The sequence below is a fragment of the Rhizobium sp. PDO1-076 genome, assembly GCF_000247475.1.
Lineage (GTDB): Bacteria > Pseudomonadota > Alphaproteobacteria > Rhizobiales > Rhizobiaceae > Allorhizobium.
The window spans coordinates 12,739-29,909 of record NZ_AHZC01000387.1; the positions used below are offsets into that span (position 1 = coordinate 12,739).

The following is a 17,171-nucleotide window of genomic DNA, read 5'->3' on the forward strand; positions in this document are numbered from 1 at the left end:
CGCGTCAGCCGACCCTGCTCAACCTCAGGGACTTGTTCGGGACGACCCGCGGCTCTCGCTCGGCCTCGATCTCGCAGTAGGATGCCCGCACAACCGTGTTGCGGCCGGACGCCTTGGCCCTGTAGAGCGCCCGGTCGGCGGCATTGAGCAGATCGGAGCGATCGCGAACGCCCGATTGCGACAGCGTGGCAAGACCGAGGCTGATCGATACGAAGCCAGAAGGGCTGCCGGCATGTGCCTCGGACATCGCCTGCATGGCGAGACGCATGCGCTCGGCGGCCAGGAAGGTGGTGTTCTCCGACGCGCCGGGCAGGATGATGCAGAATTCCTCGCCGCCGTAACGCGCCGCGTGATAACCGCAGGACTCGGCTACCGAGCGCAGAATTGCGCTGACCGTCTTCAGACATTCATCGCCGGCCGAATGGCCATAGTGGTCGTTGTAAGCCTTGAAATAGTCGACATCGGTCAGGATCAGGCCGAGTTCCTGCCCCTGGGCTTTCGCCACCTCGAAGGCCTCTTGGAACGCTTGGTCGATGGCGCGCCGGTTCATCAGGCCCGTCAGGCCATCGGTCGCGGCGGCTTCCGCCAGCAGCAGGTTGGCATCCCGCAACCTTTCCTCCAGCCGCTTGTGAACGCTGAAATCGCGCAATGTGCCGACGATACCGGTTTCCGATCCGATCTGCGAAAGCCCGAGTGCCTTTACCTGCATCTCCACCCAGACTGGATGCCCGTCGCGATGTAGGAAGCGGTGAACGCCGCCATGACGTTTCAGCTCACCACTGGCTAGCGCACAAAGGATGGCACGGATGGGTTCCGCATCCTGCGGATGGACGAGATCGTAGAGGCAGCGGCCATCAAGGTCCTCCAGCGCATGCCCCAGAATGTCCGGCCCCGCCGGCGACACATAGGTAAAGGCGCGGCCGGCATCCAGCTGGAACACCATGTCCGTCGAGTTTTCGGCAAGAAGGCGGTATCGTTCCTCGCTCTCGCGCAGCTTGGTCTCGGCATCCACCCGCGCATCGACATGCTTGCCGACGGAATGGATCGCCGTGACGATACCATCTTCGTCCTTGAAGGCCTTGTTGGTCCACGACACCCAGCGCGGTTTTCCATCCGGCGACAGGACCTGGTTCTCGATGTCCTTGGCCTCGCCGACGATCGCGACATGCTGCATGTGCTGCGCCAGTTCCCCGCGGATCTGTGTCGGCACGAAGTCATAGAGGCTCCTGCCAATCATCTCCTCCGGGGTCGTCGCATGATGCTCGGCATAGGCGCGATTGACGAAGAGCAATTCGCCGTCGACCTTTGCCAGCGACACCATTTCCGACTGATACTCGACGAGATAGCGGTACTTGGCTTCGCTTTCGGCAAGCTTTTGCTCCATTGCCCTCAACTGGGTTATGTCAGTAAAGCTCGAAATGGAAACATGATCCTCGCCCTGCCTGACCAGCACCGCGGAGAGGAGGACATCGATAGGCGAACCGTCCTTGCAGATCATCTGGAATTCGACATTTTCGACACGGCCGGTTTGGAACAGCAGCGGGATCTTTTCCAGGCGGACCCTTTCCCGGGACCTTTCCGGCATGAAATCCGTCGAGCGCTTGCCCAGAACCTCGCGACGCTCGTAACCCAGCTTGCGCAACCAAGAGTCGCTGACCGCAACAAGAACGCCCCGGCTGTCGATCGAATGCGACATGGCCGGCGTCATCTTCATCCAGTCGGCGAGGCTCATGCCCAAATCGGCCGTCAACAGGCTTCCAGCTGCATTCACTTGATCACTGGCCATTGTCTCAAGACATCCGATGCTCGGTTCGTTGGACCGCAAAAGCCGGTCGCTTCGGTAAAGATAGGCGAAACCCCCATAAAAACCGTTAAACGACGCGCCCAAAGACAACTCAAAGTTCGTCTGCGCTCGCCTCCCTGCCCCTTGACCAAATCACGGCCCCGCGCCATAACACCGGCCATGAAAACGACCATCTGCATCTGCTGGATCATTATTCGCTAGCGCACACGCTGGCCCGGCCGTTTTCGTCTCCTGAAAAGTCCCAGATGACAAACGACCCGGTCCAGCCGGATGGTTTTGTTATGGGAGACAGGAATGCCGACGGGCCTCAAGCTTTACAACACACTCGCGCGCGAGAAGGTCGACTTCGAGCCGATCGACCCGGACAATGTGCGCATGTATGTGTGTGGCCCGACCGTCTACGATTTCGCCCATATCGGCAATGCGCGCCCGGTCATCGTCTTTGACGTGCTCTACCGGCTGCTGCGCCATATCTATGGCGATGACCATGTCACCTATGCGCGCAACATCACCGATGTCGACGACAAGATCAATGCGCGGGCGCTGCGCGATTTCGGCAGCCAGATCGCCGATGGCAGCATGTCGCTGAATGCCGCGATCCGCGCGGTCACCGGCAAGACGGAAAGCCAGTTCCATGCAGATGTTGCAGCGCTCGGCTGCCTCATGCCGACGGTGGAACCCCGCGCGACCGACAATATCAGCCAGATGGTCGAGATCATCCAGCGATTGCTCGACCAGGGTCATGCCTATGTGGCGACTGGCTCGGAAGGCCGTGAAGTGCTGTTCGCCACGGCCTCGATGGCCGATTACGGCCAGTTGTCGAAGCGCAAGCTGGAAGACCAGCAGGCCGGCGCCCGTGTCGCCGTCGAAGCGCACAAGACGAACCCCGGCGATTTCGTGCTGTGGAAGCAGTCTGCAGATACAGAACCGGGCTGGCCTGGCAATTTTGTCTATGAAGGCGAGACGATCGCTATCCATGGCCGCCCCGGCTGGCATATTGAATGCTCGGCCATGGCCGATCGCTATCTGTGGGAAGAGATCAAGGACCGGCTGTCTCCGAGGGGCAAGGCGCGGCCGCACCAGTTCGACATCCATGGCGGCGGGCTCGACCTGATCTTTCCGCATCATGAAAACGAGATCGCCCAGTCGTGCTGCGCCTATGACACCGATGTCATGGCCAATGTCTGGATGCACAACGGCTTCGTCCAGGTCGAGGGCCGCAAGATGTCGAAGTCGGACGGTAATTTCGTCACGATCAACGAATTGCTCGAGACGGAAACCTTCGGCGGCCGCAAATGGCCGGGCGAAGTGCTGCGGCTGGCGATGCTGATGACGCATTACCGCGAGCCGATCGACTTTTCGGTCAAGCGACTGGAGGAGGCCGAACGGCTGCTCGCCAAATGGCCGGCCGTCGAGGCAACCGGCTTGGCACCCTGCGAGACGGTACTGGAGGCCCTGCATGACGACCTGAATACGGTTGCCGCCGTTCAGGCGCTGCACGCGCTTGCCCATGAAGCCAGCGCCGATCCGGCCTTGCTGCCGCTGTTTGCCGCCAGCGCCGCCCTGCTCGGTGTCCTGCCGAAAAAGGCTGAAATCAGCACGGATCTCTCGGCCGCGGTTGATGCCCTCGTCGCGATGCGCCTCGAAATGCTGAAAACCAAGAACTTTACCGAGGCTGACAAGATCCGCGACGATCTTGCCTCCAAGGGCATCCAGCTCAAGGACGGCAAGGACAAGGAGACCGGCGAACGGGTGACCACATGGGAGGTCAAGCGATAGGATGACGTTGTCGACGTGGCATGCACCCCTCTGCCCTGCCCGGCATCTCCCCACACGGGGGGAGATCGGGTTGCCGCGCGATATTGCTTTTCCAAGACGATTCATCGATTGGCAGGCGAGCGTTCAACGCCGAGCAAGATTTCCTCGTCAGCAAACTGGTGTCACGTCTACGCTTCAGACAAAAATCCGGCGCCGGCCGCGTGGCCGATCTCCCCCCGTGTGGGGGAGATGCCCGGCAGGGCAGAGGGGAGTAACGCGACCTTCGCCGCCAAAACCCTCCAAACAGCGAGGCCCGCCGCATGACAGATAGCCATTCCGGCGGATGCCAGTGCGGTGCGGTGCGGTTTCGCGTGACGGGGGCGCTGAGGGATAGTTCCATCTGTCATTGCCGCATGTGCCAGAAGGCGTTCGGCGCCTATTATGCGCCACTGGTTTCAACGCGCGGGGCTGAGCTCGAATGGACGCGCGGCGAGCGTAAGACGTTCCGCTCGTCGAATTTTGCCCTTCGCGGCTTCTGCGGCGATTGCGGTACGCCGCTGACCTATGAAGCGCCGGACGGGATCGCGATCGCGGCCGGCGCATTCGACGATCCGTCCCTGTTGCCGCCGGTCGTGCAGTTTGGCACGGAGGGCAAGATCGGCTTTGTCGACCGCTTGCATCTGCTGCCCTGCCACACGACGGAGGAAGACGCTGTCGAAGCGCCCTTCGTATTGGAGGTCGTGTCCTATCAGCATCCCGATCGCGACACCGATCGCTGGCCGCAGGACGAGACATGATGCAGAGGAACCCAAACCCGAATACGCAAATGCCGAAATGGCTGCTTTACGGGCTGATCGCCAAGGGCGTGATCGTGGCGGCCGTCATCGCCGGCGTGGTCATTTATGTGATGTTCAAATGAGGAGAGCGGCATGAGCGAGATCTTTTCCGGTGGCTGCCAATGCGGCGCAGTACGGTTCCAGGCCGAGAAACTCGGCCGACCGTCCATCTGTCACTGTCGCATGTGCCAGAAGGCGTTCGGCAGTTTCTTCGGTGCATTTGTCACCGCAGATCATGCCCATCTGACATGGACCCGCGGCCAGCCGATGCTGTTCCGCTCCTCGGCCAAAGTGAAACGCGGCTTCTGCGGCAAATGCGGCACGCCGCTGACCTATCATCATGGCGAGGGCATCGAGATCGCCATCGGTGCATTCGACAACCCGTCAAAATTCGAACCCCAGGTGCAGGTGAACCATCATCACCGCCTGCCGTGGATCGAGCACCTGTTCGAAAAGCCAGCCTATACCAGCGCCGCGATGGAGGCGCATTTCGCTTCGGTCGTGTCCTTCCAGCATCCCGACCATGACACACCCGTCTGGCCCCCGGAGGATGAGGCATGAGCCGTCAGGTGCATTCCGGCGGCTGCCAGTGCGGCGCGATCCGCTACAAGGTGGCAGGCGAACTCGGTTATCCGCATATCTGTCATTGCCGCATGTGCCAGAAGGCGGGCGGCAACTTTTTCATGGCACTGGCCGGCACCCGCGCCGAGAACCTGCTGATGATGCGGGGCGAACCGCGCTGGTTCCGCTCGTCCGACCCGTGCGGCCGCGGCTTTTGCGACAATTGCGGTACGCCGCTGCTCTTTCGCACCGTCGGTTCGCCCTATATCAGCGTGACGATCGGCAGCCTCGACAAGCCGGAGGCGGCCATGCCGGTCTCGCAGGACGGCGTGGAGTCGCGCCTGTCCTATTTCGACAAGCTTTTCAGCCTGCCGGAGAACCCGACAGACCGCTCCGATCTGGCGGACGGCAACGCCGTGATCAGCGCGAGCAACCATCAGCATCCCGACCATGACACTGTGGTCTGGCCGCCGAAAAAGGACTGACCATGACGAACGAATTGCGGGGTTTCTACCCTGAAATCGAACCCTTCGAGACGGGCTTCCTCGATGTCGGCGATGGCCATACAATCTACTGGGAGCGCATCGGCACCAGGGGCGCCAAGCCTGCCGTCTTCCTGCATGGCGGTCCGGGCGGCGCATCGAACCCGAGCCAGCGACGGGTGTTCGATCCGGCGCTCTACGATGTGATCCTGTTCGACCAACGCGGCTGCGGCAAGTCGACGCCGCATGCCGGGCTTGAGGCCAACACGACCTGGCACTTGGTTGCCGATATCGAGCGGCTCCGCCAGATGATCGGCGTCGAGCAATGGCTGGTCTTCGGCGGTTCCTGGGGCTCGACGCTGGCGCTCGCCTATGGCGAAACCCATCCGGAGCGGGTTTCCGAACTGGTGTTGCGCGGCATTTACACGCTGACCAAGGCGGAGCTTTCCTGGTACTACCAGTTCGGAGTTTCGGAGATGTTTCCCGACAAGTGGGAACGCTTCATCGCGCCAATCCCGGAGAGCGAGCGCCACGACATGATGGGCGCCTACCGCAAATACCTGACCGGCAACGACCGCCAAAAGCAGTTGGAATGCGCGCTGGCCTGGAGCACATGGGAAGGCGAGACGATCACGCTTCTGCCCAACCCGGACTATTCCGCCCATTTCGGCGAGGATGATTTCGCCATCGCGTTTGCCCGTATCGAGAACCATTTCTTCGTGCACGCCGGCTGGGTCGAGGAAGGCCAGTTGCTGCGCGACGCCTACAAGCTCAAGGATATTCCAGGCGTCATCATCCATGGCCGGTACGACATGCCCTGCCCGGCCAAATATGCCTGGGCGCTCTCCAAGGCCTGGCCGAAAGCCGATTTCCACCTGATCGAGGGTGCCGGGCATGCGTTTCTCGAGCCGGGCATCCTCGATCAGCTGATCCGGGCGACGGACCGGTTTGCGGGGAAGAACTGATGTCCGTGGATCTCGCCACGCGATACCCAATGACGACTGCGCCTCGGGAGGCATCGGAATGACACGCGAAAAAATCTATCTGTTCGACACGACGCTGCGGGACGGCCAGCAGACGCCGGGCATCGACTTTTCAGTCGAGGACAAGATTTCGATCGCCGCCATGCTGGACGAATTCGGCCTCGACTATGTCGAGGGAGGCTATCCGGGAGCAAATCCGACCGATACGGCCTTCTTCGCCAAGAGGCGGACGCAAAAGGCTTCGTTTGTCGCCTTCGGCATGACCAAGCGCGCCGGCATTTCCGCCTCAAACGATCCGGGCCTCACCCAGCTGATTCAAGCGAAAAGTGATGCCGTCTGTCTGGTCGCCAAGAGCTGGGACTATCACGTCAAGGTGGCACTCGGCTGCACCAACGATGAAAATCTCGAGAGCATTCGCGACAGCGTCAGGGCCGTGGTCGAAGCGGGCAAACTCGCCATGGTCGATTGCGAACATTTCTTCGACGGCTACAAGGCCAATCCGACCTATGCGCTCGCTTGTGCGAAGACGGCGTATGACGCCGGTGCCCGCTGGGTGGTGCTGTGCGACACCAATGGCGGTACGCAACCGCCGGAGATCCGCGACATCATCGCTGCGGTGATTGCCTCCGGCATTCCCGGCTCCTCGCTCGGCATCCATGCCCATAACGATACCGGACAGGCGGTCGCCAATTCGCTGGCCGCCGTGGAGACGGGCGTGCGGCAGATCCAGGGAACCCTGAACGGTATCGGCGAGCGCTGCGGCAATGCCGACCTGGTGACGATCATCCCGACGCTCTGTCTGAAAGACAGCTATTCGTCCCGTTTCGAGACCTCGATCGACCGCGATGCGCTGGTCGGCCTCAATCGCCTGTCGCGCGCCTTCGACGAATTGCTCAACCGATCTCCCAACCATCAGGCGCCCTATGTCGGCGCTTCGGCATTCGCCACCAAGGCCGGCATCCATGCCTCGGCCCTGCTCAAGGATCCGAAGACCTACGAGCATGTGGAACCGGAAAGCGTCGGCAATTTCCGCAAGGTCATGGTCTCCGACCAGGGCGGCAAGGCGAATTTCATCAACGAGCTAAAGCGCCGCGGCATCCGGGTCGAGAAGGATGATCCAAAGCTAGACACCCTGATTTCGATCGTCAAAGAGCGCGAAGCCAGCGGCTACGCCTATGAGGGGGCCGATGCGAGTTTCGAACTCCTGGCGCAACGGACGCTGACCAGCGTTCCGGACTTTTTCCAGGTCGAGAGCTTCCGGGTGATGATCGAACGGCGTTTCGACAGCCATGGCCGGCTGAAGACCGTGTCGGAGGCCGTGGTCAAGACGATCATCGACGGCGAGACGCTGATGTCGGTTGCCGAAGGTGACGGTCCGGTCAACGCGCTCGACATCGCGCTGCGCAAGGATCTCGGCAAGTACCAGCACGAGATCGGCGATCTGGAACTGGCGGACTACAAGGTGCGCATCCTCAACGGCGGCACCGAGGCGATCACCCGCGTGCTGATCGAATCCACCGATGCCAGCGGCGCTCGCTGGTGGACGGTCGGTGTGTCGGAAAACATCATCGACGCCTCGTTCCAGGCGCTGATGGACAGTATCATCTACAAGCTGATGAAGAACCGGCAATTGGCAGGGCAGATCGCCGCCGGGTAACGGCGGCGATCCAGCAGTCGTCTCACACTGCCGGCGGGTTCAGGCGTGCGAAGCCTTCCTGGCGGTGATAAGGAAAATGCGGATAGGCGGCATCCGTAACGCTTGCCGCATCCAGCCGTGCGATCTGCTCGGCCGTCAGGCTCCAGCCGACCGCGCCGAGGTTCTGGCGCAACTGCTCCTCGTTGCGGGCGCCGATGATCACGGACGACACCGTCGGGCGCTGGAGCAGCCAGTTCAGCGCGACCTGCGGAACGAGCTTGCCCACTTCATCGGCAATCTCGTCCAGCACATCGACGATCCGGTAAAGCCGTTCATCGTCGACCGGCGGGCCGAAGGCTGCAGTCTCGTGCAGCCGGCTTTTCTCCGGCAACGGTGCGCCCCGGCGGATCTTGCCGGTCAGGCGGCCCCAGCCGAGCGGGCTCCAGACGATTGCGCCGACACCCTGGTCCTGCCCGAGCGGCATCAGATCCCACTCGTAGTCGCGGCCGACTAGCGAATAATAGACCTGATGGGCAACGTAGCGCGGCCAGCCATGGCGATCAGCGGCAGCGAGCGACTTCATGATCTGCCAGCCGGCAAAATTGGAGGCGCCGACATAGCGAACCTTGCCCGCAGCCACGAGCCGGTCGAGTGCGGCCAGCACCTCTTCGACCGGGACCGAAGCGTCGAAGGCGTGCAACTGGAGCAGATCGATGTGGTCGGTGCCCATGCGTTTCAGTGCTGCATCGACGCCGGTTGCGATGCGGCTGGCGGAGGTGCCGTAATCGGCCGGCCCATCGCCCATCGGCAGGCCGAGCTTGGTGGAGATCAGCACATCACTGCGCCGTCCCTTGATCGCCTCGCCCAGCACCGTTTCGGAAGCGCCGGCGGAATAGACATCAGCCGTGTCGAAGAGGTTTACGCCGGCTTCGATGCAAATATCGACCAGTCGGCGGGCTTCTGCGGCATCGGAGGTGCCCCAGTTGCCGAACAGCGGACCGGAGCCGCCGAATGTACCGGCACCGAAGCTCAGAACCGGAACCCTGAGGCCCGAGGCCCCCAATTGACGATATTCCATGGGATTATCCTTCTCTCTGTGAATGCGGTGATAGCGGCTTGATCAGGCTGAGGCATGCTGCCCGAGGGGGCTTGGACGGTCGAGACGAGTCGCGATGATCGACAAGACGAGAGCGGCCAATGGGAAAGCGGCGGCCACCAGCGGCAGCGCTGCCAGACCCGGCCCCTGTTCGATGGCAATGCCGCCGACCCAGGCGCCGATAGCATTGCCAAGGTTGAAGGCGGCAATGTTGAAGCTTGATGCCAGTGCCTGGCCCGCCCCTTCCGCCTTTTGCAGGACGCGCATCTGCAAGGGTGCGACGGTTGCAAAGCCTGCCGCGCCGACCAGACCGACAAAGGCGATGGTCAGGATCTTGTTGTCGAGAACCACGGTCATGGCTGCGAGCGACAGGGTCAGGACTGCCAGGGTCACCAGAACGGAACGATCGAGATTGCGGTCGGCCAGCTTGCCACCGAGGAGATTGCCGACGATCAGGCCGCCACCGAAGACCAGCAGGATCGGAGAGACGGCGGACGCCGAAAAGCCGGTGATTTCGGTGAGGACCGGGGCGATGTAGGTGAAGACGGTAAAGACTCCAGCATACCCAAGCACCGTGATCGCCAAGCCTGCGAGAACCTGGGGGCGAGCCATGGTGGCGAGATCCGAGCGCCAGTCCTGGGCTTCCGGCTTCTGCTCATCGCGAGGCAGAAAGATCGCGAGCACGGCGAGCGCCACGATGCCGACGACGGCTACGGCCCAAAATGTCGTGCGCCAGCCATATTCCTGGCCGAGCCAGGTGCCGAAGGGCACGCCGGCGATATTGGCGACCGTCAGACCGGTGAACATCACGGCGATGGCGGAGGCGCGGCGTTCCGGGGCCACCAGCCCGGTTGCAACGACCGAACCGACACCAAAGAAAGTGCCATGCGCGAGCGCCGCAACAAGTCTTGCGGCCATCAGCGTCTCGTAGGTGGGTGCCAGCGCACAGGCGATATTGCCGATGGTAAAGATCACCATCAGCGCGATCAGCACGGTCTTGCGTGGCCAGCGGCTCGACAGAGCCGTCAGGATCGGCGCGCCAAAGACGACGCCGAGCGCATAGCCGGAAATGAGCAGGCCGGCAGCGGCGATCGAGACGCCGAGATCGATCAGCAGGCCCATGATGACAAATTCGGTGACGCCGATGCCGAAGGCGCCGACGGTAAGGGCATAAAGAGCAAGAGGCATGGAGGTGCGTCCTTGTTGAAACGGATGCACTTCAGATAGACAGCAAAGCTTCAGTGAAATAGTCTGCTTGGAAGAACAACATTCGTGATTTGAATTCACACTATGGCGCGGCAGGACATCAACAGATCCGGCGAAATGGACGTCTTTGTGCAGGTGGTGGAGCAAGGCGGCTTCTCGGCCGCTGCCCGCTTCTTTCGCATGACGCCATCGGCGGTCAGCAAGCTCGTCGCTCGTTTGGAAACGCGGCTCGGTACGCGGCTGGTCAACCGATCCACCCGCAAACTGCTGCTGACGCCCGAGGGCCGGGTATTCTACGAGCGCTCGGTGCGCATTCTGGCCGACATCGAGGAGGCCGAACGCAGTGCCGCCAATCTCGACGATCCGCGTGGCCTGATCCGGATCAATACCAGCGCATCCTATGGCACGCATGTGCTGGCGCCGATACTTGCGCAATTCCTGGATCTCTATCCGGGCATTTCGGTCGAGGTCATCCAGACCGATCTCGTCGTCGACCTGCTGGCAGAGCGGGCCGACATCGCCATCCGCGCCGGCGACATGCGCAATTCCAGCCTGGTTGCACGCAAACTCGGCGACACGCCGCTGGTCATCGTCGCTTCGCCCGGCTATCTGGCGCGCCACGGCGTTCCGGAAACGGCATCCGACCTAGAGCGCCACAGTCGGCTGGGATTCGGCTATGTGCGGGTGCACCGCGAATGGTCCGCGCCGCAGGGCGATGCAATCGTCGAGGTGCCCGTGACCGGCCGTGTCAGTGCCAGCGACGGCGAAGCGCTCCGGCATTTCGCCATTGGCGGTGCCGGTCTTGTGCAACTCGCCCGCTTTACCGTGGCAGAAGACCTGAAGGCGGGCCGGCTGGTTGTCGTGCTCGACGACCCGCGCACAAGGCGCAGCGAACCCTTCCACGCCGTCTATGTCGGCCAGGGCGGGCATCTGCCGGCACGCATCCGGGTGATGCTGGACTTCCTCGCCCAGTATGGGCGGATATCGTAAAGTCGCCCGAAAACCGGCCGTCCGCTGTCATCAGACTGAAACAACCATCAACGGAATGAATTTGTCCATCACGGGCCGTTTGACTAATGCGGTGACTTTGACGGAGGAAATAGCATGGCAACCGAAAACGCCGCGCCGGTGGCAAAAAATGAAGACTCGGCCAGCGGCTTCGCTTTCGCCCTCTCCGCCTATTTTCTCTGGGGCTTCCTGCCTCTCTACATGAAGGCTGTCGGGCATATTTCGCCGACGGAGGTGATCGCGCACCGCATTCTCTGGTCTGTTCCGGTTGCCGGCCTCATCCTACTTGCACTCCGGCGCATGGACGACCTGAAGCTCGCCTTCCGCAGCCCGCGCATGCTGGGCATGGCCGCCGTCACCGCCTTCCTGATCAGCATCAACTGGGGCATCTATGTCTGGGCAATCGGCGCCGGCCATGCACTGGATACGGCGCTTGGCTATTTCATCAATCCGCTGTTTTCCGTCTTTCTCGGCGCCGTCCTGCTGAAGGAAAAGCTGAAACCCGCCCAGATCGCGGCGCTGGCGCTGGTAGTCATTGCCGTCGTCATCCTGACGGTCGATGCCGGCCGCCTGCCGATCGTCGCCCTCTGCCTGACCTTCTCCTGGGGGCTCTACGCCTTCTTCCGCAAGACGCTTCCGATCGGCCCGAACCAGGGTTTCCTGCTGGAAGTGCTGCTGCTGGCTCCGTTTGCTCTGTGCTATGTCATCTATCTGGCGATGACCGGACAAGCGCATTTCGGCACCAACACAAGCGACACCGTGCTTCTGGCGGCGAGCGGCCTGGTCACCGCGATCCCACTGATCCTCTATGCCAATGGCGCAAAGCTTCTGAAGCTGTCGACCATCGGCATCATGCAGTACATTGCGCCGACGATGATCTTCCTGATTGCGGTGTTCATCTTCAAGGAGCCCTTCGGCACGGCAAAGATGATCGCCTTCCCGCTGATCTGGGCGGCACTGTTCATCTATTCGTGGTCGATGCTGCGCGACTACCGCGCGCGCTGAGAACTATTGCGGAGACAAGCGATGCAGATCGGCGACATACCATTCGGCACGACCGACTGGGCCTCCGTCGAAAAGACCGAACACAAGGGCGAGACCGGATCGGCGACGTGGCAGACGCGCCATTTCGGCGACATCCGGGTGCGCATCGTCGAGTATACGCCCGGCTATCTGGCCGACCACTGGTGCGTGAAAGGCCATATCCTGCTCTGCCTTGAGGGAGAACTGACAACCGAGCTTGAAGACGGTCGCGTCTTCGTTCTCAAGCCCGGCATGAGCTATCAGGTTGCCGACAAGACCGAGCCGCATCGCTCATCGACTGCGGTCGGCGCCAAGCTGTTCATCGTCGACTGATACAGCCCGGCCCGAGCCTCAAAGCTTGGAAATAATCGCCGCTTCGCCTTCAGGATTGGCGCTCATGTCCCAGCGGTCGATGATCGCCGGAACGATATCCGCGACCTGATCGATAACCAGCGGGCGGACGCGGTGCGCCGTATGGATGAAGCCGGCCGCCGACATATGGTCGATCAGTTCCAGCATCGGTTTCCAGAAATCGTTGACATTGGCAAAGACCATCGGCTTGGCATGCCGGCCGAGCTGGCCCCAGGTCATGATCTCGACGATCTCTTCCAGGGTGCCGATGCCGCCCGGAAGGGTTACGAATGCATCCGAGCGCTCGAACATGGCATGCTTGCGCTCGTGCATGTCCTGCGTGATAATAAGCTCGCTGAGCTGGCCGAGTGAATGGCGTGTCGCCTCCATGTCGACCAGGAATTCGGGAATGATGCCTGTGACCTTCCCGCCGGCGGACAGAACGCCTGCGGCAACGGCACCCATGATGCCCTTGGTACCGCCACCATAGATCAGGCGGATGTTATTTTCGGCAAGCGATCGGCCCAACTGGCGACCGGCTTCCATGAAAGCAGGATCGCGTCCAGGCTGGGAGCCGCAATAGACGCAAACGGATCGAATCGTGGTGTTATGCTCTGTCATACCCACAAAAGACTATTTGCCGCCGGTCAGGTCAACAAAATTGGCTAAAAACCCTTGTGCATTCGGCCAGAATCACACGGCCCCGCTTGTCCTAGACATCGGATAACGCTAGCAATTCCAATGGATATGGCGGATTTACCGCTAGGAGACCGTTGATATGAAGAACCGCGCCCTCTGGCTGGTCCTGTTCGTCCTTGCCATCGCAACCATGCTGATGGTGTTTGTCGTGATGCCCCGCCTCAATCCAACGGATCCATCCGCGCCGACGGTGACAGCCGCCACCGATGCGGCAAAGGCAATCGCCGACCAGGCCTCCGCAACAGCCGAGACCGTCGCCGGCGACATGGCCACGGTCGCCAGCGAAAAGATGGACCGCCTCAAGGCCGAAGCCGTCAAGGCGGTGGATGGCATCTCGGCTCTGTTTGCCGACGGACGGACACCGGGCGTTGAAGCCTATAGCGCGGCAAAGACACTTGCCCAGGCTGCGATCACTGCACTTGCTGCGATCGACATTCCGGATGGCCTGGACGAGAAGATCGCCGGTACGCTGAAGACGGCGCAGGCCGATGCGGCAAAGGCACTGGCCATCATCCAGCAATTGCCAGCCGACCCGGCCAAGGCGGCCAGCATGATCGGTTCGATCAAGGATGCCCTGCTCGGCAAGCCGGTCGAGACGGTGGCAGCGCCGAGCGACGCCGGTTCCGCCGTGCCGCGCTTTGACGTATTGCGCGTCGAACCGGATGGCTCGACCGTGATTGCCGGCAATGCCGCACCGGGCGCCAAGGTGGAGATCGTCAACGGCAACACGGTGATTTCGTCGCTGACCGTCGATGGCACGGGCGATTTCGCCGCCGTACTGGATAATCCGCTTGCCGCCGGTGATCATTCGCTGCAACTGCGCGCGACCGATCTGAACGGCAAGGTCGTGACCTCGGACGAAGTTGCCACAATCTCCGTGCCTGAAGGCGGTAAGGGCGAACTTTTGGCGATGGTGTCGAAGCCGGGCGAAGCCAGCCGGCTGATCACGCTTCCGGGCCAGACAGCACCCTCGACCAAGACCGCCACTCAGGGACGGCTCCCGGTTGCGCCAGTAGCGCCCGATGGCACTGCGGCACCGGCCGCATCGACGGACCCGTCCATCTCCACACCGGCCGTGGCCAGCACCGATGTCGCGTCTGCCGATCCGGGCGCTGCCTCCTCACCGGTCACAGGGGCTGCCGAAGTTCAGGTCAGCGCTGTCGAAATCGAAGGCGACAAGATCTTCGTCGCCGGCAAGGCACCGGCCGGCTCGACCGTGCGTGGTTTTGCCGACAAGACGCTGATCGGCCAGATTACCGCTGATGCCAGCGGCAATTTCATCATCGAAGGCGAAGTGAAACTTTCGGTCGGCAGTCACATCATCCAGGTCGAACTGCTCGACACGGCCGGCAAGGTCATCGTGCGCGCTTCCGTGCCGTTCGAACGTCCGGAGGGCGAACAGGTCTCCGTCGTGGCACAGACGCCCGGCGCCATTGATGCCGTAGCGAAGGCCGGCCCGGACCTGGCCGAGTTCGAACGCCTGCGCATGGCTCTGACCAAGGGCCTGACTATCCTCGAGGGCCTCTATGCCGACGGCAAGATGCCGGTGCTGGAACAGGTCGCCGCGGCCCGATCGGCGACCGAATTCGGCCTGCAGTCGATCATCGATTTCCGTCCAACGGCAGCAGCGCCTGCGGAATTGAGCGAGCAGGTCGCAATGAGTGCGACCAAGGCCCGCGAAGCCCTGACCGCGTTGCGGGGCATCAAGCCCGGCGACATCGGCGGGCTTGGCACAGCGCTTCCGAAGATCGTCGGCATGATCCGCGACCTGCTGGCCGTTCCGCTTCCCGCCCCGGTCATGGCGATGGAGGCTCCTGTCATCACCACGCTGGCAACGGCCACCGAGAGCGCCACAAGCACTTCCGGCGAACCGAAGGTGATCGAGCAGGCACCGCTGGCCGAGAGCAAGTCGAGCGTGATCATCCGCCGTGGCGATACGCTGTGGCAGATCTCGCGCCGCCTCTACGGTCAGGGCGTGCGTTACACGACCATCTACCTCGCCAATGCGGAGCAGATCCGCAATCCGGATCGCATCGAGCCCGGCCAGATCTTCACGGTTCCGTCGGAGGCACTGCCGAACGCCGAGGAGATCCACCGCAAGCGGCTTCACGACAAGGCGATCAACTGAGCGTTTGTCGCGCTAGCCTTCGCCGATCATTGCAATCGGCGACCACAGAACTTATGTGATGCCAAGCGGCGGCCCCAACGGGTCGCCGCTTTTTATCTGCATGCGATCACGACGGGGCTCGGCCGATGGCAACCAAGAAGAAGACCGTTTCGGCGGATTCCAGCAATCCGATGGATACGCTGGTCAACCTTTGGCCCTATATGTGGCCCTCCGACCGGCTGGACCTGAAGATGCGGGTCGTCTGGGCTACGGTTTTCCTGGTGATCTCCAAATTCGTGCTGATCCTGGTGCCCTATTTCTTCAAATGGGCAACCGATGCACTGAACGGCAAGCTCGACATGGTCGGGCTGCTGCCGACCTTCCTGTTGGGCGCGGTCGTGCTGGTCGTTCTCTACAATCTGACCCGCATTGCCCAGGTCGGCCTTAACCAGCTGCGTGACGCACTGTTTGCCAGTGTCGGCCAGTATGCCGTGCGCCAGCTCGCCTACCGCACCTTCGTGCATATGCACCAGTTGTCGCTGCGCTTTCACCTCGAGCGCAAGACCGGTGGCCTGTCGCGGATCATCGAGCGCGGCACCAAGGGCATCGAAACCATTGTCCGCTTTACCATCCTGAATTCCATTCCGACGCTGATCGAATTCCTGCTGACGGCTGCCATCTTCTGGTGGAGCTACGGCTTCTCCTATCTGGCCATCACTGCTTTCACCGTCTGGGCCTATATCTGGTTCACCATCCGCGCCAGCGACTGGCGCATCGGCATTCGCCGGGCGATGAACGACAGCGATACGGACGCCAACACCAAGGCGATCGATTCCCTGCTGAACTTCGAGACGGTGAAATATTTCGGCAACGAAGAGATGGAAGCCAAGCGCTTCGACCAGTCGATGGAGCGCTATGAAAAGTCGGCGACCCAGGTCTGGACCTCGCTAGGCTGGCTGAATTTCGGCCAGGGCGTGATCTTCGGCGTCGGCACCGCCGTGATCATGGTGATGTCCGCCCTTGCCGTGCAGAGCGGCCAGCAGACGATCGGCGACTTCGTCTTCGTCAACGCGCTTTTGATGCAGCTGGCCATGCCGCTCAACTTCATCGGCTTCGTCTACCGCGAAATCCGCCAGGGTCTGACCGATATCGAACAGATGTTCGATCTGCTCGAGGTCGAGGCGGAAGTGGTGGACTGTCCCGAGGCGACACCGCTCGTCATCGGCCAGGGCGCGATCGCCTTCAAGGACGTGCATTTCCACTACGACCCCGAGCGGCCTATCCTCAAGGGTATTTCCTTCGAGGTTCCGGCCGGAAAGACGGTCGCCGTTGTCGGCCCGTCGGGTGCAGGAAAATCGACGATCTCGCGCCTGCTCTACCGCTTCTACGACGTGCAGCAGGGTTCGATCACTATCGACGGCCAGGATGTGCGCGACGTGACGCAGAAGTCGCTGCGCAGCGCCATCGGCATGGTGCCGCAGGACACCGTGCTCTTCAACGATACCATCGCCTACAATGTCCGCTACGGTCGCCCCGGCGCAAGTGACGCGGACATCGAGCAGGCCACGGAAATTGCTCAGATCGGCCACTTCATCAAGGAATTGCCGGACGGCTACGGCAC

Annotated in this window: 16 protein-coding genes; 12 read left to right on the top strand and 4 right to left on the bottom strand. The window is 61.8% G+C overall.

All coding sequences use genetic code 11. The annotated features are described in order from the left end of the window. Nucleotides 1-4 precede the first annotated feature (4 nt). A complete protein-coding gene (locus PDO_RS19055) occupies nt 5-1,750 on the bottom strand; it encodes a PAS domain S-box protein (RefSeq protein ID WP_007605776.1) in 1,746 nt (581 codons plus the stop codon). 348 nt (nt 1,751-2,098) lie between these two features. Between PDO_RS19055 and cysS the strand changes: the two genes are divergently transcribed. From cysS to cimA, 7 genes are all read left to right on the top strand, one after another. Beyond that, nucleotides 2,099-3,583, top strand: coding sequence for a cysteine--tRNA ligase (gene cysS / locus PDO_RS19065; RefSeq protein WP_007605777.1), 1,485 nt, complete (start codon nt 2,099-2,101; stop codon nt 3,581-3,583). 299 nt (nt 3,584-3,882) lie between these two features. Beyond that, nucleotides 3,883-4,359 (top strand): GFA family protein, encoded by a 477-nt coding sequence (locus PDO_RS19070; protein ID WP_007605779.1) that lies wholly within the window; start codon nt 3,883-3,885, stop codon nt 4,357-4,359. Next, nucleotides 4,356-4,481 carry a hypothetical protein gene (locus tag PDO_RS29285; RefSeq protein ID WP_007605780.1) on the top strand — a complete coding sequence of 42 codons (126 nt, stop codon included), beginning with the start codon at nt 4,356-4,358 and terminating at the stop codon, nt 4,479-4,481. The genes PDO_RS19070 and PDO_RS29285 overlap by 4 nt, the downstream gene beginning before the upstream one ends. Before the next feature lie 10 nt (nt 4,482-4,491). Next, nucleotides 4,492-4,959 (top strand): GFA family protein, encoded by a 468-nt coding sequence (locus tag PDO_RS19075; protein ID WP_037074674.1) that lies wholly within the window; start codon nt 4,492-4,494, stop codon nt 4,957-4,959. After that, nucleotides 4,956-5,444 (top strand): GFA family protein, encoded by a 489-nt coding sequence (locus PDO_RS19080; protein WP_037074677.1) that lies wholly within the window; start codon nt 4,956-4,958, stop codon nt 5,442-5,444. The genes PDO_RS19075 and PDO_RS19080 overlap by 4 nt, the downstream gene beginning before the upstream one ends. A gap of 2 nt (nt 5,445-5,446) precedes the next feature. Beyond that, complete coding sequence (pip, locus tag PDO_RS19085) at nt 5,447-6,406, top strand: prolyl aminopeptidase (protein WP_007605781.1); 960 nt, start codon at nt 5,447-5,449, stop codon at nt 6,404-6,406. A gap of 58 nt (nt 6,407-6,464) precedes the next feature. Next, nucleotides 6,465-8,081, top strand: coding sequence for a citramalate synthase (gene cimA / locus PDO_RS19090; RefSeq protein ID WP_007605782.1), 1,617 nt, complete (start codon nt 6,465-6,467; stop codon nt 8,079-8,081). Between the two features lie 22 nt (nt 8,082-8,103). On the opposite strand, the gene PDO_RS19095 is transcribed toward cimA, so the two are convergent. Beyond that, the gene (locus PDO_RS19095; protein ID WP_007605783.1) at nt 8,104-9,138 is read right to left on the bottom strand and encodes an aldo/keto reductase; all 1,035 of its coding nucleotides are present in this window, start codon (nt 9,136-9,138) and stop codon (nt 8,104-8,106) included. A 42-nt stretch (nt 9,139-9,180) separates the two neighbouring features. After that, the gene (locus PDO_RS19100) at nt 9,181-10,344 is read right to left on the bottom strand and encodes an MFS transporter (protein WP_007605784.1); all 1,164 of its coding nucleotides are present in this window, start codon (nt 10,342-10,344) and stop codon (nt 9,181-9,183) included. A 102-nt stretch (nt 10,345-10,446) separates the two neighbouring features. Between PDO_RS19100 and PDO_RS19105 the strand changes: the two genes are divergently transcribed. The 3 genes from PDO_RS19105 (at nt 10,447) to PDO_RS19115 (ending at nt 12,726) form a co-directional block, all read left to right on the top strand. Next, nucleotides 10,447-11,352: a LysR substrate-binding domain-containing protein gene (locus PDO_RS19105; RefSeq protein ID WP_007605785.1), complete on the top strand. Its 906-nt coding sequence runs from the start codon at nt 10,447-10,449 to the stop codon at nt 11,350-11,352. A gap of 114 nt (nt 11,353-11,466) precedes the next feature. After that, on the top strand, nt 11,467-12,375 hold the full coding sequence (gene rarD, locus PDO_RS19110) for an EamA family transporter RarD (protein ID WP_007605786.1): 909 nt from the start codon (nt 11,467-11,469) through the stop codon (nt 12,373-12,375). A gap of 21 nt (nt 12,376-12,396) precedes the next feature. After that, nucleotides 12,397-12,726, top strand: a complete 330-nt coding sequence (locus tag PDO_RS19115; protein ID WP_007605787.1) for a DHCW motif cupin fold protein — start codon at nt 12,397-12,399, stop codon at nt 12,724-12,726. An 18-nt stretch (nt 12,727-12,744) separates the two neighbouring features. Here the strand turns inward: PDO_RS19115 and PDO_RS19120 are convergent, their stop codons facing one another. Next, nucleotides 12,745-13,365, bottom strand: a complete 621-nt coding sequence (locus PDO_RS19120; RefSeq protein ID WP_037074681.1) for an LOG family protein — start codon at nt 13,363-13,365, stop codon at nt 12,745-12,747. 157 nt (nt 13,366-13,522) lie between these two features. Between PDO_RS19120 and PDO_RS19125 the strand changes: the two genes are divergently transcribed. Further along, nucleotides 13,523-15,571, top strand: coding sequence for an Ig-like domain-containing protein (locus tag PDO_RS19125; RefSeq protein WP_007605791.1), 2,049 nt, complete (start codon nt 13,523-13,525; stop codon nt 15,569-15,571). A 125-nt stretch (nt 15,572-15,696) separates the two neighbouring features. Beyond that, a partial coding sequence (locus PDO_RS19130) for an ABCB family ABC transporter ATP-binding protein/permease (RefSeq protein WP_007605793.1) occupies nt 15,697-17,171 on the top strand: 1,475 nt, incomplete at its 3' end.

Excerpts from the sequence above, each read along its gene's own strand:
- cysS (WP_007605777.1), top strand. The coding sequence starts at position 2,099 with ATGCCGACGGGCCTCAAGCTTTACAACACACTCGCGCGCGAGAAGGTC.
- PDO_RS19070 (WP_007605779.1), top strand. The coding sequence starts at position 3,883 with ATGACAGATAGCCATTCCGGCGGATGCCAGTGCGGTGCGGTGCGGTTT.
- PDO_RS29285 (WP_007605780.1), top strand. The coding sequence starts at position 4,356 with ATGATGCAGAGGAACCCAAACCCGAATACGCAAATGCCGAAATGGCTG.
- PDO_RS19075 (WP_037074674.1), top strand. The coding sequence starts at position 4,492 with ATGAGCGAGATCTTTTCCGGTGGCTGCCAATGCGGCGCAGTACGGTTC.
- PDO_RS19080 (WP_037074677.1), top strand. The coding sequence starts at position 4,956 with ATGAGCCGTCAGGTGCATTCCGGCGGCTGCCAGTGCGGCGCGATCCGC.
- pip (WP_007605781.1), top strand. The coding sequence starts at position 5,447 with ATGACGAACGAATTGCGGGGTTTCTACCCTGAAATCGAACCCTTCGAG.
- cimA (WP_007605782.1), top strand. The coding sequence starts at position 6,465 with ATGACACGCGAAAAAATCTATCTGTTCGACACGACGCTGCGGGACGGC.
- PDO_RS19095 (WP_007605783.1), bottom strand. The coding sequence starts at position 9,138 with ATGGAATATCGTCAATTGGGGGCCTCGGGCCTCAGGGTTCCGGTTCTG.
- PDO_RS19100 (WP_007605784.1), bottom strand. The coding sequence starts at position 10,344 with ATGCCTCTTGCTCTTTATGCCCTTACCGTCGGCGCCTTCGGCATCGGC.
- PDO_RS19105 (WP_007605785.1), top strand. The coding sequence starts at position 10,447 with ATGGCGCGGCAGGACATCAACAGATCCGGCGAAATGGACGTCTTTGTG.
- rarD (WP_007605786.1), top strand. The coding sequence starts at position 11,467 with ATGGCAACCGAAAACGCCGCGCCGGTGGCAAAAAATGAAGACTCGGCC.
- PDO_RS19115 (WP_007605787.1), top strand. The coding sequence starts at position 12,397 with ATGCAGATCGGCGACATACCATTCGGCACGACCGACTGGGCCTCCGTC.
- PDO_RS19120 (WP_037074681.1), bottom strand. The coding sequence starts at position 13,365 with ATGACAGAGCATAACACCACGATTCGATCCGTTTGCGTCTATTGCGGC.
- PDO_RS19125 (WP_007605791.1), top strand. The coding sequence starts at position 13,523 with ATGAAGAACCGCGCCCTCTGGCTGGTCCTGTTCGTCCTTGCCATCGCA.